Source organism: Mesorhizobium sp. M0037 (assembly GCF_040323635.1).
In the GTDB taxonomy this organism is placed as follows: domain Bacteria; phylum Pseudomonadota; class Alphaproteobacteria; order Rhizobiales; family Rhizobiaceae; genus Mesorhizobium.
Genome location: NZ_JAMYVB010000005.1, coordinates 166,916 through 182,345 on the forward strand (window position 1 = coordinate 166,916; position 15,430 = coordinate 182,345).

A 15,430-nucleotide genomic window follows, 5' to 3' on the forward strand; every position below is an offset into this window, starting at 1 on the left:
CCGAACTCCGCATCAGCATGCCTGCCGACCGATCCTCCCCGAAGTTTCGACCGAGCATAACGGGCATGGCCGTTGTTGAGAAGCTGTGCTTCGAGGCTGTCAGGCCTTCTCGAGCGCGACCGGGATGACGTCGACGGCCTGGTCGCCGACCTGACCGCCGGTGGTTTTCAGCACGCCGACGATCGGAGCCACGTCGGAATAGTCGCGGCCATAGCCAACGGTGATGTGGTCGTTGCTGGCCCGCATGCCATTGGTCGGGTCGAATTCCTGCCAGCCGGCATCGCGCCCACACCACACCTTGACCCAGGCATGCATGGCATCGGCGCCTTCGAGCCGCGGCTTCCCTTTCGGTGGAATGGTGCGCAGGAAGCCGCTGACATAACCCGCAGGAATACCTAGACCGCGCAGGCCGGCGATCATGATGTGGGAGAAGTCCTGGCACACGCCCCGCTTCAAACGGAAGGCATCGCTGGCCCCGGTACGCACCGTGGTCGCTTCCCCGTCATAGGTGAAGTCGCGGTGGATGCGGTTGCACAGATCGATGGCCATGCCGACCGTCGAGCCGCCGGCGCTGTCGCGAGCATAGGCGGTGATCGCCGCATCGATGCCGGCATGATCGCTGGCGGCGAGAAAGTGATGCGGTGCATCCGGCGCCAGTGACCGTACGGCGCCGAGTTCTTCCCGCAGGCGCTGCAGATCGGGCGACACGTCGAGCCCAGGCTCCGGCCGTGACACCGACACGCGCGCGCTCATTCTGATGTCGAGCCCGTCATGGACGTCGCGAAAGGCGATCGCGGTGACATTGTTGCCGAAGAAATCGGCAAAATCCGTGCGCTCCGATGGGGTCGGCACAAACGAAAGCGAGGCCGCGATCACGCGCTGCACGCCGGCAATGGTCGGCGGCAATACACGCACCTGATGCCGGCTGCCACCGGCCGCGGCGTCATAATCGTAGCTGAGATGAAGCCTGATATCGTACAGCATGTTAACCGAAATACGCTTTAGCCAGGCTGCTATAGAGGTTGCCGATCTCAGTTGCGAGATCGTCCAGCACCTCCGCCGACATCTCCGATGGCTCCATGACGGCAATTGCCGTGTTGAGCTGCAGGATTTCCTTGGCCGCGACCGACATATGCCCCTCCGGCCCAACCGATGGCAACAGGCCGATCTCCGCCTTCAGCCGTTCGAGCTGGAACAGGATCGAGCGCGGGTTGAGTGGGTCGAGCGCCAAGAGGTCGATCACCGTGCGCCGTCCGGCCCGCACCGGATATTGCCGGCGGTGGGTCATGACGCTGTCACCGATCTCCAGTATCATGTCGAGCGAGCCGTCCGGCGCACCGGACCTTGTCAGTCGGGCTAGCGTACGGGCGATCTGGATGCCGCGCTCGATCCGCCGGCCGATCTCGAGGAAACGCCAGCCAGTGAAACGGTACATATTCTCGTGCAACAGGCCGGAAAAGCCGGCCAACTTGCGCAGCATGACCGTCATCGCCCGTGTCGCGTCGTCACCCGGCGCCACCGTGGTGGCGAACTGATGAATGGTCTTCGACAGGTCGTTCAGCGCCAGCCAGCCATCGGGCGAAAAGCGGTCGCGGATCTGTCCGGCGCTGTAGACGGCGCTGTCCAGCGTGCCGATCAATCCGGGCGGAATGGCCGCTTCGAGATCGATGCCGAAGGGTTCGAGATAGTCCCTTATATCGGCGAGCAGCAGCATGTCAGGATCGGACGTCTCGGCCAGCCGCACATGATAGGCGCGCAGGATGCGAACCGTATCCTCCGAGCGCTCGATATAGCGGCCGAGCCAGGTCAGGTTTTCCGCCGCGCGGCTGGGCAGGCTGCCCGGCATGGTGCGGACGAAGCTGTCATGCTCCTGCGGCAGCAGCGTCTCGCGCTCGACCGACCGGTCGCTGACCACCCAGACGTCGGCCGCCTGGCCGCCGCGCTGCATGGCGATGGCCGTCGGGTCGAGCGAAAGGCCGACACGGGCGAAACCGCCCGGCATTACCGTCCAGCCATCGGGCGTGCGCGCGAGATAAACGCGCAGGCTTGCCGGCCGTGGCTCCAGCCAGCCGCCGACATAGACCGGCGTCGTCGACAGCGTCACCGCTTCCTGGCCGACGAAACCGCTGCCATCGCTCTCGATGCGCGCAATCAGCGCGATGCGTTCCTCCGGCGTCAGTGCCGAACCGAGCCTGGTCTGGCCGTCATCCTCGAAGGCCAGCCGCGTCGACAGCGCCGGACCGATCACCATGCGATCGATATTGGCAAGCACATGGGCCCGTTCGGTTGCTTGCCCGCACCACCAGGTGGCGACGCTTGGCAACAGAAGTTCTTCGCCGCGCAATGCGCGCGAAATCTTCGGCAGGAAGGCGAGCAGCGCCCGGGTTTCCATCAAGCCCGACCCCAGCGCATTGACCGTAGACACGGTGCCGCGGCGGATCGCCTCGACCAGCCCCGGCGTGCCGATATGCGAGTCCGACCGCAGTTCCAGCGGATCGGCAAAGGCGGCATCGAGCCGCCGCCACAGCACGCTGATCGGCATCAGCCCCGAAACCGTGCGCACCATCAGCTTGCCGCCGGACACGGTCAGATCCTCGCCCTCGAGCAGCATGATGCCGAGATAGCGGGCGATATAGGCGTGCTCGTAATAGGTCTCGTTGAGCGGCCCCGGCGTCAGAATGGCGACGCGGCCGTCATTCTCCTTCGCCATGCCGATCAGCGCATCGCGAAAGCGGCGGAAGAAACCGGCCAGGCGATGCACATGCATCTCGCCATAGACGTCGGACAAAGCCCGCGTCGTGGCGACGCGGTTTTCCAGCGCAAAGCCGGCGCCCGACGGCGCCTGCGTGCGGTCGCCCAGCACCCACCAGCTTCCATCCGGCCCACGGCCGAGCTCGAAGGCGCAAAAATGCAGGAAATGACCGCTGGCCGGCATGGTGCCGACGACGGGGCGCAAAAATTCGGGGCTCGCCGCAATCAGGCCTGCCGGCAGGATTCCCTTCTCGATCAGCCGGTTCGGGCCATAGATATCAGCGACTATCTCCTCGAAAAGGTCGGCGCGCTGGACGAGACCGGCGCTGATCCCGGCCCATTCCTTGTCTTCGATCAGCAGCGGGATATGCGCCAGCGGCCATTCGCGCTCATTGGCGCCGGCCTTGTCGTAGACGCGGTAATAAACCCCGGCGTCGCGCAGATACTGGTCGGCGCGGGCAAAGCGCTGGCCGAGCTTTTCCGGGCCCAGCTCCTCCAGCGCCTCGATGAAGGGCGCCCAGGCCGGACGCGGACGGCCCGAAGCATCGACCATCTCGTCGACGACGCCGTCAATCGGCTGATAGTGCTCCAGCAGACTGTGCCTCAGCGGCTTGCCGCGGACCTTTTTCTGATTCCCCTTTGCCATCGCTGATCAGACTCTTGCTGGCCGCCTGAGGTCAAGGGTCATGGGGAAGTCTTCAGAGGCTTCTTCATTGCGCAGCACATAGGCCGACGGCGTATGGCCGCGCGGCTCGAAGCGGGCGAGACGCCTCGCCTCGGCCTCATTGCCGTTGACCGGGAACGTGTCGTAGCTGCGCCCACCTGGATGCGCGACATGGTAGACGCAGCCGCCCACCGCCCGCCCCGACCAACGGTCGTAGATATCGAAGACGAGCGGCGTGTTGACCGGCAGCGCCGGATGCAGGCCCGACGAAGGCTGCCAGGCCTTGAAGCGCACACCGGCCACCGCGACCTCGCGATTGTCGGTGACCTTCATCGGCACGATTCGGCCATTGCAGACAATGGCATGACGTTCCGGGTTGAGGCCTTCGGTCCTGACCTGCAGCCGTTCGACCGAGGAATCGACGAAGCGCACGGTGCCGCCGATGGCGCCTTGCTCACCCATCACATGCCACGGCTCCAGCGCCTGCCGCAGTTCCAGCTTGATGCCGGCATGCTGGACTTCGCCGCAGAACGGAAAGCGGAACTCCAGCTGGGCATCGAACCATTCCGGCCGGAATTCGAAACCGTTGAGCTTGAGGTCGTCGAGCATGTCGAGGAAATCCGCCCAGACATAATGCGGCAGCATGAAACGGTCATGGAGCGAGGTGCCCCAGCGCACGAAGCGGCCATCAAGCGGGTTGTTCCACGCACGGGCGATGATGGCGCGTACCAGCAATTGCTGCGCCAGCGACATGCGCGCATTGGGCGGCATCTCGAAACCGCGGAACTCAACAAGCCCAAGCCGGCCGGTCGGGCCATCGGGCGAAAACAGCTTGTCGATGCAGATTTCCGAGCGGTGCGTATTGCCGGTGACATCGGTCAACAGGTTGCGAAACAGTCGGTCGACCAGCCAAGGCAGCGGTGGGTTGCCCTGGCCCGGGTGCGGCACCTGCGCCATCGCGATCTCGAGTTCGTAAAGCGAATCGTGCCGCGCCTCGTCGAAGCGCGGCGCCTGGCTGGTCGGGCCGATGAACAGGCCGGAGAATAGATAGGACAGCGACGGGCGCCGCTGCCATTGCAGCACCAGGCTCTTCAACAGATCGGGCCGGCGCAGGAACGGGCTGTCATTGGGCGTCGCGCCGCCGACGACGACATGGTTGCCCCCGCCGGTACCGGTGTGGCGGCCGTCGATCATGAACTTGTCGGCGCCAAGCCGCGTCTGCCGTGCTTCCTCGTAGATCGCCGTCGTCGTCGCCACGCAGTCCTGCCAGTTGGCAGCCGGATGGATGTTGACCTCGATGACGCCGGGATCGGGTGCCACCCTGATGACGTTGAGGCGCGGATCGTGCGGCGGTCCATAGCCTTCGATATGCACGGGAAGGCCGATCGCCTTGGCCGCGTTTTCGGCGGCTGCGACGAGTTCGAGATAGTCTTCCAGCGCCTCGACCGGCGGCATGAACACGCACAGCCGCCCGTCGCGTGGCTCGACCGAAAGTGCTGTACGCACCGCGCCGCCGATCTCGGTGATCTCCTGTTCGACCCTATCCTGCTGGCCGGTCGTCGCCGTGAAAGAAATCGCCTGCTGGCGTCGTGCCATCTCGTCGGCGCCTTCCAGCTCGGCCGGAGCCGGTTCTGGCAGTATGGCTTCCCGCGCCGGCAGCGGTCCACGCGGCAGCGACGGATCGACCGGCACAATATAGGGGAACTGCGCCGGCGGCACATAGGGCAGCGTGCCCAGCGGCAGGCGGTAACCGACAGGGGAATCGCCCGGCACCAGGAACAGCCGCCCGCGCCGGGTCTTCCACTTCTCCGAGCGCCAGCGCGGGTCCGAAGCCTGGCTGTTCCAGCGCTGCACCGGCAGCACGTAGCCCGACGGCTTGGTCAGCCCGCGCTCGAACACTTTCGCCATGCGGCTGCGCTCTTCCGGGTCTTCCAGCTTGGAGTTGGACGGATCGACATTGTCGGGCAGCTTGCCTTCTTTCAGCAGCCATTCGGCCGGGTCCTCATAGGCCTCGCTGACCATCGCCTTGTCGATGCCGAGTTCGCCGGCGATTGCCGTCAGCAAGCTCTCGGCCTGCTGCGGCCCCACCTTTGCGTCGCTCTTTTCGCGTGCGATCAGCGACGGATCGCTCCACACCGGCTGGCCGTCGGTGCGCCAATAGAGCGAAAAGGTCCAGCGCGGCAGGCTTTCGCCCGGATACCATTTGCCCTGGCCGTAGTGGAGGAAGCCGCCCGGCGCGAAGCGTTCGCGCAATTTACGGATCAGCGCATCGGCCTTTTCGCGCTTGGTCGGGCCGACGGCGGCGGTGTTCCACTCGGCGGACTCGAAATCGTCGATGGAGACAAAGGTCGGCTCGCCGCCCATGGTCAGCCTGACGTCGCCCGCTTGAAGTGCGGCGTCGACCTTGTTGCCCAGCGCATCCAGCGCCTGCCAGCTTTCGTCCGAGAATGGCTTGGTGATGCGCGGATGTTCGGCGATGCGGTCGACACGCATGTCGAAGCCGAATTCGACATTGGCGAAGCTCGCCATGCCGGAAATGGGTGCGGCGTTGCGGAAATGCGGCGTGGCCGCCAGCGGCACATGGCTTTCGCCGGTGAGCAGGCCGGACGTCGGATCGAAGCCGATCCAGCCGGCGCCCGGCAGATAGACCTCGCACCAGGCGTGCAGGTCGGTGAAGTCGACGGCGGTTCCGGCGGGGCCATCGAGCGCGACCAGATCGGGCTTCAGCTGGATCAGATAGCCGGAGACGAAACGCGCGGCGAGGCCGAGATTCCTGAGGATTTGCACCAGCAGCCAGCTCGAATCCCGGCACGATCCCTTTTTCGCGGCCAGCGTTTCCTCCGGCGAGAACACGCCGGTTTCCATCCGCACGATATAAGCGATCTCCCGCTGCAGCCGCGCATTGAGGTCGACGACGAAATTGACGGTGTTGGTGGCGCTACGGTCGATGGTTGCGAGGAAAGCAGACAGCAGCGGCCCCGCCGGCTCCGGCGTGCGGTAGATGGCGAGATCGTCCCTGATGTCTTCGGGGTACTCGAACGGGAAGGTCTCGGCCGATGGCTCGACGAAGAAATCGAACGGATTGTAGACCGTCATGTCGGCGACGAGGTCGACCTCGATCTTCAATTCCGTCACCGGTTCCGGGAAGACGAAGCGGGCCAGGAAATTGCCGTAGGGGTCCTGCTGCAGATTGACGAAGTGGTTCGCCGGCCCGACCTTCAGCGAATGGCTGAGCACCTTGGTGCGGGAATGCGGTGCCGGCTGCAGCCTGATGACCTGGGGCCCGAGAACCACCGGCCGGTCGTATTTGTAATGGGTCAGGTGGTAGACGGCTGCCAGTATTGCCATGGGGCCCCGGAGATCGGCGTTTCTTCAGCCGAACCCTGACACATCTATTGGCCATTCTCCAAGCAGAGATGTTGCGCTGCACCTAAATTAAGCAGCCGAAGTCGGCTACGCTGTGTCGAGATTCAGGTCAGGCCGAGTCGAAAATGGCTGATACCGAGAACCGGAGCAGAGCGTACTTTTGGTACGCGAGCACCGGAAGCGCAGGTATCGGCCATTTGCAGGCCGGCCTCACTTGAATTCGGCACAGCTTAGAAAAACGCCTGTATCCCCGTCTGAGCCCTGCCAAGGATCAGCGCATGCACGTCATGCGTGCCTTCATAGGTGTTGACCGTCTCCAGGTTCTGCGCGTGGCGCATGACGTGGTAGCCGATCTGGATGCCGTTGCCGCCATGCATGTCGCGGGCCTGGCGCGCGATGTCGAGCGCCTTGCCGCAATTGTTGCGCTTGACGATCGAGATCATTTCCGGGGCCATCTTGCCTTCATCCATCAGCCGCCCGACGCGCAGCGAGCCCTGCAAGCCGAGCGCAATCTCGGTCTGCATGTCGGCGAGCTTTTTCTGGAACAGCTGCGTGCCGGCGAGCGGCTTGCCGAACTGCTTGCGGTCGAGTCCATACTGCCGGGCCCGGTGCCAGCAATCCTCGGCGGCGCCCATCGCGCCCCAGGAAATGCCGTAGCGGGCCCGGTTGAGGCAGCCGAATGGGCCGCCGAGGCCCCTGGCGTTGGGCAGCAGCGCGTCTTCGCCGACTTCGACGCCTTCCATCACCACCTCGCCGGTGATCGAGGCCCTAAGGCTGAGCTTGCCGCCGATCTTCGGCGCCGACAGCCCCTTCATGCCCTTCTCCAGCACGAAGCCGCGGATTTCGTCCTTGCCGTTGTCGCCCTTCAGCTTCGCCCAGACCACGAACACGTCGGCGATCGGCGCGTTGGATATCCACATTTTCGAGCCGGAAATCTTGTAGCCGTTCGCCGTCTTCTCGGCCCGCGTCTTCATGCCGCCCGGATCGGAACCGGCATCCGGCTCGGTCAGGCCGAAACAGCCGATCCATTCGCCCGAAGCCAGCTTCGGCAGGTACCTCTTGCGCTGTTCTTCCGAGCCATAGGCATGGATGGGGTACATCACCAGCGACGATTGCACCGACATCATCGACCGGTAGCCGGAATCGACCCGCTCGACCTCGCGCGCCACCAACCCGTAGGTGACGTAATTGGCGCCGAGCCCGCCATATTCCTCGGGAATGGTGATGCCGAGCAGGCCGGCCTCGCCCATCTCGCGAAAAATGCCGGCGTCGGTCTTTTCCTCGAGATAGGCCTCCTCGATGCGCGGCGCGAGCTTGTCGGCGGCAAAGGCGGCCGCGCCATCGCGCACCATACGCTCATCCTCGGAAAGCTGGTTCTCGATCAGGAAGGGGTCTTCCCAGACGAACGCGTTCTTGTCGGCGGCCATGGCTTCGCCCTCTCCCAAATCTTGAAGTGCTCGGGCTTATCCACCTCCGCTTCGGAAAAATCAAACAAAATTGCATCACAGATCAATGAGGTTTAGTAATGGATCATGAACGTCCAACGCCGGCTTTTACCCAGCACCAGCGCCCTTGCCGCCTTCGAGGCCGTGGCCCGCCTTGGCTCCTTCACCGCTGCCGCCCAGGAACTCGATTTGACCCAAGGGGCCGTCAGCCGCCAGATAGCCCTTCTGGAGGAACAGTTCGGCCGCCGGCTGTTCGAGCGCGACAGCCGCAATGTTCGGCTGTCCACGGCGGGCGAAATCTATGCCGAAGCCGTGCGGGCGGCACTCGGGCAATTGCGCGACGCCGCGCTCGGATTGATGAGCAATCGGCATAGCGGCATGCTGAACCTCGCCATACTGCCGACCTTCGGCACGCGCTGGCTGATGCCTCTGATCCCGGATTTCGTCGCAGAAAACCCTGACATCACCATCAACTTTGTCACCCGCATCGGCCGCTTCGACTTCGCCCGCGAGCGGCTCGACGCCGCCATCCATCATGGCCAGCCCGACTGGCCGGACGCCGATTCCACATTGTTGATGCGCGAAACCGTGATGCCGGTGGTTTCGCCCGACTTCCTTGCCAGCCGCGATATCACCACTGCGGCCGACATCAGCCGCCTGCCGCTGCTGCACATGGCGACGCGTCCCGGGGCCTGGGGCGAATGGTTCGAGGAACAGGGCTTGAGCGCACCGATCGGACCCGGCATGCAGTTCGAGCAATTCGGCACCGTTGCCCAAGCCTGCATGGCGGGGCTTGGCGTCGCGCTCCTGCCGCAAGTTCTTATCGCCGGCGAATTGCAGCGCGGTCAGCTCGTGCCGGCGCCGGGACAGCCGATGCAAAGCCGCAGCGCCTACTACCTCGTCGTCCCGAACGACAAGCGCGGCCACCCGCCCGTCGTCAGCTTTCGCGACTGGCTGCTGGGCCAGGTTGAGAAGGAACCGGCCGTTCTGGCCTGGTAGCTACTTCCGCTTCATCGGCACGGTTTCCGGCTGGAAGCGCAGCGTTTTTGCGACTTGCGTTCGGCAACTTTCGCATCGAGCTTGCTTTTGATCCGGGCGAAAGCCTGGTCTCCATCGACCGAACTGCCACTCGCCATGCCCTCGTCCCAAAGACGCCCCAACTCTTGGACACTCACTTTCTCGAAACTTGCCATATCGCGCGTATCTCCACACAAGGATGGTAGATAACGCTCTAGCGATTGCAAGGAACCATTCGAGGCTACTTCCGCTTCAAGGCATCGGCCAGTGCTGCGCCAAACGCGCCTTGCTGTGCCGGTCGTTCCGGCTGACGCTGCGGCATCGGCGAAGGTTGCGCCGGCTTGCCGCCGCCATTGTCGCGCGGCCCCTTCGGCGTCCCGCCCTCGCCGCCGTCCTTGCGCATGGACAGCGCGATGCGCTTGCGCTTGATGTCGACATCGACGACCCGCACCTTCACCACGTCGCCGGCCTTCACCACCTCATGCGCGTCCTTGATGAAACGATCGGCCAGTTGCGAGACATGCACCAGCCCGTCCTGGTGCACGCCGATATCGACGAAGGCGCCGAAGGCAGCGACATTGGTGACGGTGCCTTCCAGAAGCATGCCGGGCTTCAGATCCTTGATGTCGTCGATGCCATCGGCAAAGGTTGCGGTCTTGAAGCCGGGGCGCGGGTCGCGGCCGGGCTTTTCCAGCTCGGCAATGATGTCGCGCACCGTCGGCAGGCCGAACCGTTCGTCGACGAAGACGCGCGGATCGAGCGCCTTGAGCGCGGCACTGTCTCCCATCAGCGAGCGCACATCGCGACCGCAGGCGGCGACGATCTTCTTGGCCACGCCATAGGCTTCCGGATGGACCGACGAGGCGTCGAGCGGCTCGCTGCCATTGGCAATGCGCAGGAAGCCTGCGGACTGTTCGAACGCGCGCGGTCCGAGCCGCGCTACCTTGAGCAGCTCCTTGCGGCTGGCGAACGGCCCGGTCGCATCGCGATGCGCGACAATGGCGTCGGCAAGCGAAGCGCCTAGGCCTGACACGCGGGCCAAGAGCGGCGCCGAGGCGGTGTTGAGATCGACACCGACGGCATTGACCGCGTCCTCCACCACCGCTTCCAGCGAACGGCCGAGCCGATACTGGTCGACGTCATGCTGGTACTGGCCGACGCCGATCGATTTCGGTTCGATCTTGACCAGTTCGGCGAGCGGATCCTGCAGCCGCCTGGCTATGGACACCGCACCGCGCAGCGACACGTCGAGCCCGGGAAACTCAGCCGCCGCTGTCGCCGAGGCCGAATAGACCGAGGCGCCGGCCTCGCTGACGATCACCTTGAGCGGCTTTGGCCTACCATCCGAAGGCATGTCGGACAGCATGTCGGCGACCAGCTTTTCAGTCTCGCGGCTGCCGGTGCCGTTGCCGATCGAGATCAGCTCGACCTTATGCTGGCGGATGAGTGCTGCGAGCTGGGCCTGTGTGCCGCGCACATCGTTCCGCGGCGGAAATGGATAGACGGTCGTCGTCGTCAGCACCTTGCCGGTGCCATCTACCACCGCGACCTTGACGCCGGTGCGGATGCCGGGATCGAGCCCCATGGTCGGCCGCGAGCCGGCGGGTGCCGCCAGAAGCAAATCCTTGAGGTTGCGTGCAAAGACATGGATCGCCTCTTCCTCCGCCCGCTCGCGCAGGTCGCGCATCAAATCGAGCGTCAGGTGCAGCGAAAGCTTGATCCGCCAGGTCCAGCCGGCGACTTCCATCAGCCAGCGGTCGCCCGGCAGGCTGCCGCCGATGGCGTAGGCATTGGCGATCATCCGCTCGACCGGCTTCACCGGCGAGGCATCGTCGGCATCGACCTCGATGTCTAGCGACAACACCTCTTCGTTGCGGCCGCGCAGCATGGCCAGCGCGCGGTGGCTCGGAACATTTGCCCAACGCTCGACATGCTCGAAATAGTCGGAGAATTTCGCCCCGGCCTCCTGCTTACCGTCGACGACACGGGCACGCATGAAAGCGCGCTCCTTCATGTAGGTGCGAAGCTTGCCGACCAGATCGGCATTTTCCGCGAACTGTTCCGACAGGATGTCGCGTGCGCCTTCCAGTGCGGCCTTGGCGTCGGTCACATCCTCGGTCACATAAGCCAGCGCCGCCTCGGCGGGCACCAACGACCGGTTGGCCAAAATAGCCTCCGCCAATGGCGCCAGCCCGCGCTCCCGGGCGATCTCGGCCTTGGTGCGCCGCTTGGGCTTGTAGGGCAGGTAGATGTCTTCCAGTTCAGCCTTGGTGGCGGCAGCCACAATTTTGGCCTCAAGTTCTTCGGTCAGCTTGCCCTGCTCGCGGATCGAACTGAGAATGGTATCGCGGCGCGCATCGAGTTCGCGCAGATAGGCCAATCGCTCGGCAAGGTCGCGCAATTGGGTGTCGTCGAGCCCGCCGGTGACCTCCTTGCGGTAGCGCGCCACGAACGGCACCGTCGCGCCCTCATCGAGCAGCCCTATAGCTGCTGATGCCTGCTCCGGCCGCGCCCCGATCTCTGCCGCGATGATGGATGCGATGCGTTTGCTGTCTGCTGCCATGCTGGTCCCTGTCGCAAAGAGCGGCGACCATAGGCGCTGATGTCCGTCACGCCAACCGCAGTGTTCTCAAGCGTCAAAGAGGTCCACAGGAAAGCGCCTTGCTTTGGCTCGTCCTCAGACCATCCCGCTCAGCGCCTCGAAAAAGGCAACGATCTCGCGTTCGAGCGGATAATCTTCAGGCACCGGCTGCGACCCCATTTTTGCAATCACCACTTCCGTCTTCGGGTTGACGTAGAGCCATTGGCCGTGGATGCCGATGCCGCAGAAGGCGCCGTTTGCCGCCCCCGTCTGGTACCATTTGTTACGGTAACGGCCCTTCGGGAACAGATGCACCATTGTGCCGCGCTGCCAGGCCTCCGCGCTGCCGCCGGCAACGGTCGTATCGCGCACCCAGCCTTCCGGCACGATGCCGCGGCCATTGGCCGTGCCGCCCTGCCGCATCATCTCGCCGATACGCGCCAGGTCGCGCGGCGTCACCGAAATGCCGCCGGCGGTGCGCGCCGTACCTTCCATGTCGACGCCGATCGAAGCCTCGCTGACTGCACCCAGCGGTAGCCACAGTTTCTCGCGCATCAGGTCCGGGAAGCGCTGGCCGGAAGCTCGTTCGAGCAGCAGGCCGAGCAGATCGGAATTGGGCGAACGGTAGCGGAAGGTTTTGCCGTGCGGTTCTTCGAGCCGCTGCAAGGTCAGAATGAATTCGCGCAAGCTTTCAGTGCCGCCGCCCGGATTCCACAGCGTCGCGCGGCGGTAACGGGCAAAGGCGCTTTCGGGATCGAGATAGGCCTCCTCGAAATCGAGGCTGACGCTCATATCGAGCACATGCCGGCAGCTTGCATCGGCATAGGCCGAGCCGGCGGCTTCCGGAATGTACTGGGTCACCGGCGCTTCCGGGTCGAACACGCCCTCGCCTTCCAGTATTCCGGCGATGATCGCGGTGACCGATTTGCTGATCGAAAAGATGATGTGACGGGCACCGAAATCCATATTGGGCGCGAACCAGTCGCCGATGACCTTGCCAGCCTTCATCACCGTCAGCGCGTCGCTGCTCGAACGTGTGAGGAATTCGGCCACCGTCTCCGGCGCGCCGGCGACGGGGACGTTTTCGCCGAGCAGGCCGCTCAGGTCCCGCACCGGTGCCTCGACGCTTCCCGGCGTCGCCGCCACGGGGGCGGTAGGCACCAGCTCGCCAAGGTTCTGGAACGACCAGCGGTTGAACGGGCTTTCGCGCCAGTTGGAGAGCAGCACCTCATTGCGGGCGAAGCCGTAGCGGGTCTCGAACGCGGTCTTGCCGGTCATGAACGTTTCCTCAGAGGGTGATTTGTTGTGGGTCAACCAAGCGCCATGGCGATGGTGTGCACCGCCTTCAGCGTTGCCACCGAATAGGCGACATTGCTGAAATCCGGATAGGTCGAAAGCTTGACCACGACCATGCCGGTGTCCCAGTCGATATGGATCATCTGCCCGAACACGCCCCGGCACATCAGCGCGCGTGAGCGCGGGTTTTCGATCCAGAACTGGTTGCGATAGCTGCCTTCGGGCAGGCTCGGATTGAAGTCCGGCCCATGCCTGCCGTTGCGCGTCGCCTCGATCCAGTCGGCCGGCACGATGCCGCGGCCCTTGTCGAGGATCAGCTGGCCGAAGCGGGCGTAATCGCGCAGCGTCGCGTTGAAGCCGCCATCGGCCAGCGCATAGCCGGCGCTGTCGACCGTGAAGCAAGCGCTTTCGTCGGCGCCGAGCTTTTGCCACAGCTCCTCGGACACCAGCTGCGCCAGCCGTTTACCGGTGACCCGCTCCATGATGAAGGCAAGCACGTCGGTCTCGATCGAGCGGTACTCGAACGCGACGCCATGCGGCCGCACCTTGTCCTTCAGCTGCTGGATCAACTCGAACAGATGCGGCGGCCATTGGAAATCCGGATCGCTGTCCGGCGGCACCGGCTTCCAGCCCGTGGCGACATCAACCTGGCCGATGTCGGAGTAACGGTCGGTGTATTCCTCGGAAAACCGCACGCCGGTGGTCATATCCAGCACATGCTGCACGCTGGCGCCGTCCCAGCCGGTCGCGCCGAGCTCCGGCAGATAGGCGGTCACCGGTTTGGCCGGGTCGATCAAGCCGCGCCCAACCAGAATACCGAACACGGTGCCTGTTACCGACTTCGCCATCGACTGCGACAGATGCAGCGTGCGCTCGGCCATGCCGTTGAAATAGCGCTCATAGGCGACCTTGCCGTCTTTGAGCACCAGGAAGCCGTCCGTGTAGGTCTCGTCGAGCAGGCCAACGAGCGTCGTCGGACGGCCCTTGCTGTCTTCCACCGGCAGCGCGTCGAGATCGGTCTCTGCGCGCTCAAGACGATGGCGATGGCCATTGCCGCGCCAGACCTCGATGGTCGGCAGGAATTCGCGGATGTGTTGGAAGGCCCAGCGATTCCATGGCGGCCGGTCCCAGTCGAGCTTCGGCAGCACCATTTGAGGCGGCGAGCCCTGCATGATCGACGGCCGCGGATCGCTGTTGCGATAGGAGTCCATGAAAGCCATTCCGGAAAAGAAAAGACCCGGCGGCGCATGCCGCCGGGTCTGTCAGACTGCGGTTATTTCTGCAGTTCGGTCCAGATCTTGGTGTAGATGTCCTGGATCTCAGGCGCGCACATCTTCTGGAATTCGCCTTGTGCCTTCGCAGCCTCCGGAATGACGACTTCCGGGGCATCCTTCATATCGGCCGGCATGTACTTGTCCGAGCCGGTAATGGCGTTTGCGTAGCGATGGAAGGCCGAGAGGCCGGCCGCGTTTTCCGGATCCATGATGAAGTTCTGGAACAGCTTGGCGTTCTCGACATTTTTGGCTTCCTTGAGAACGACGACGTTATCGCTCCACAGGCCGTAGCCTTCCTTCGGATAATTGTAATGGATGGCCGGATTGGCCAGCCGCTGACGCAGCGCCGAACCGTTCCAGTCGCTGGTCGCCTTGAAGTCGCCGGCGCCCATCTTTTCGATGGTGTTGTATTCCATGGCGATCCAGTTCGGCTTGGCCGCGACAAGCGTGTCGCGCACCTTCTTCAGCACCGTCTTGTCGTCGGTGCACTGCTGGCCGCCGACATATTTGATCGCCGCGAAGATAACGTCATTCATCTCGGGAACGACATTGGTCTTGCCCTTCAGCTCGTCCGGCGTGTTGAAGATGATGCCCCAGCTGTCGGCTGGTCCCTTGTAGGCATCGGTGTTGACGACGACGCCGACGGTGCCCAGCGCCCACGGCACGGAATATTTGCGGCCGGGGTCGAAGTCTGGATTGGCCCATTCCGGCGCCACGTTCTTGAAGTTCTCCATCTTGCCCGGATCGGTCTCCTGCACGAGACCCTCCTTGATCCAGATCGGCACGTAGGTTTGCGACGGAACGGCGATGTCGAAGCCGGTGCCGCCCTGGCGTACCTTGGCGAGCGCCGTATCGTTGGAATCGTAATCGGTGATGGTCACCTTGACGTTGTATTTGGCTTCGAACTTTTTGATCACGTCGGGGCTGGTATAGTTGCCCCAATTGTAGATGTTCAGCTCGCCATCGGCGCTGGCCAGGCTCGTCGTTGCGAGCAGCGCCAACCCCATGGCGGCTGTCGTTGTTTTCCAGTTCATGG

At 64.0% G+C, this 15,430-nt stretch carries 10 protein-coding genes; 1 reads left to right on the forward strand and 9 read right to left on the reverse strand.

The genetic code is table 11. The annotated features are described in order from the left end of the window. Nucleotides 1-99: 99 nt before the first annotated feature. The 4 genes from NKJ78_RS10815 to NKJ78_RS10830 form a co-directional block, all read right to left on the reverse strand. Nucleotides 100-984, reverse strand: coding sequence for a transglutaminase family protein (locus NKJ78_RS10815; RefSeq protein WP_023683456.1), 885 nt, complete (start codon nucleotides 982-984; stop codon nucleotides 100-102). 1 nt (nucleotide 985) lies between these two features. Then, entirely contained in the window at nucleotides 986-3,397 is a 2,412-nt protein-coding gene (locus NKJ78_RS10820; protein WP_352459809.1) for a circularly permuted type 2 ATP-grasp protein, read from the reverse strand. A gap of 6 nt (nucleotides 3,398-3,403) precedes the next feature. Next, a complete protein-coding gene (locus tag NKJ78_RS10825) occupies nucleotides 3,404-6,763 on the reverse strand; it encodes a transglutaminase family protein (RefSeq protein WP_352562431.1) in 3,360 nt (1,119 codons plus the stop codon). 248 nt (nucleotides 6,764-7,011) lie between these two features. Beyond that, nucleotides 7,012-8,208 carry an acyl-CoA dehydrogenase gene (locus tag NKJ78_RS10830; RefSeq protein ID WP_023699743.1) on the reverse strand — a complete coding sequence of 399 codons (1,197 nt, stop codon included), beginning with the start codon at nucleotides 8,206-8,208 and terminating at the stop codon, nucleotides 7,012-7,014. Between the two features lie 105 nt (nucleotides 8,209-8,313). Between NKJ78_RS10830 and NKJ78_RS10835 the strand changes: the two genes are divergently transcribed. Beyond that, nucleotides 8,314-9,225: a LysR family transcriptional regulator gene (locus NKJ78_RS10835; RefSeq protein WP_023686321.1), complete on the forward strand. Its 912-nt coding sequence runs from the start codon at nucleotides 8,314-8,316 to the stop codon at nucleotides 9,223-9,225. A gap of 11 nt (nucleotides 9,226-9,236) precedes the next feature. Here NKJ78_RS10835 and NKJ78_RS10840 read toward each other — a convergent pair whose 3' ends face one another. The 5 genes from NKJ78_RS10840 to NKJ78_RS10860 form a co-directional block, all read right to left on the reverse strand. Then, nucleotides 9,237-9,419: a hypothetical protein gene (locus NKJ78_RS10840; protein ID WP_023820690.1), complete on the reverse strand. Its 183-nt coding sequence runs from the start codon at nucleotides 9,417-9,419 to the stop codon at nucleotides 9,237-9,239. Between the two features lie 65 nt (nucleotides 9,420-9,484). Then, complete coding sequence (locus tag NKJ78_RS10845; RefSeq protein ID WP_023744238.1) at nucleotides 9,485-11,806, reverse strand: Tex family protein; 2,322 nt, start codon at nucleotides 11,804-11,806, stop codon at nucleotides 9,485-9,487. 114 nt (nucleotides 11,807-11,920) lie between these two features. Beyond that, the gene (locus NKJ78_RS10850) at nucleotides 11,921-13,102 is read right to left on the reverse strand and encodes a serine hydrolase domain-containing protein (RefSeq protein ID WP_023744237.1); all 1,182 of its coding nucleotides are present in this window, start codon (nucleotides 13,100-13,102) and stop codon (nucleotides 11,921-11,923) included. Nucleotides 13,103-13,134: 32 nt separating this feature from the next. Beyond that, a complete protein-coding gene (locus tag NKJ78_RS10855) occupies nucleotides 13,135-14,331 on the reverse strand; it encodes a serine hydrolase domain-containing protein (RefSeq protein WP_023831527.1) in 1,197 nt (398 codons plus the stop codon). Between the two features lie 62 nt (nucleotides 14,332-14,393). Then, nucleotides 14,394-15,428, reverse strand: a complete 1,035-nt coding sequence (locus NKJ78_RS10860; protein WP_023683465.1) for an ABC transporter substrate-binding protein — start codon at nucleotides 15,426-15,428, stop codon at nucleotides 14,394-14,396. Nucleotides 15,429-15,430: the final 2 nt, after the last annotated feature.